At 71.8% G+C, this 326-nt stretch carries 1 protein-coding gene; it reads left to right on the forward strand.

What is annotated here, in order from left to right:
• Positions 1-29 precede the first annotated feature (29 nt).
• Positions 30-326, forward strand: a 297-nt coding sequence (locus EN846_RS34175; protein ID WP_245518773.1) for a LysR family transcriptional regulator, incomplete at its 3' end; no start/stop codon positions are given.

The raw sequence follows: 326 nt of genomic DNA on the forward strand, positions 1-326 counted from the left end.
GCTACGCCGGCGTGCTGGCCTTCATTGCAGTGGCCTCCGAGGGCAGTTTCGCGCGCGCGGCCGACCGCCTCGGCATCGGCCGCTCGGCCGTCAGCCGCAGCGTGCAGAAGCTGGAAAGCCAGCTGGGCGTGCGGTTGTTCCTGCGCACCACGCGCTCGACCACGCTGACCCGGGAAGGCGAGCTGTTCCTGGAGGGCTGCAACCCGGGCGTGACCTGCATCCTGCAGGCGCTGGAGGAAATGCGCGACCTGCGCGAGGGTCCGCCGGGCGGGCACCTGCGCATCAGGGCCAGCGACGGCTTCGGCAGGGGGGTGATTGCGCCCATC

This window comes from Mesorhizobium sp. M4B.F.Ca.ET.203.01.1.1, from assembly GCF_004791025.1.
GTDB lineage: Bacteria > Pseudomonadota > Alphaproteobacteria > Rhizobiales > Rhizobiaceae > Mesorhizobium > Mesorhizobium abyssinicae.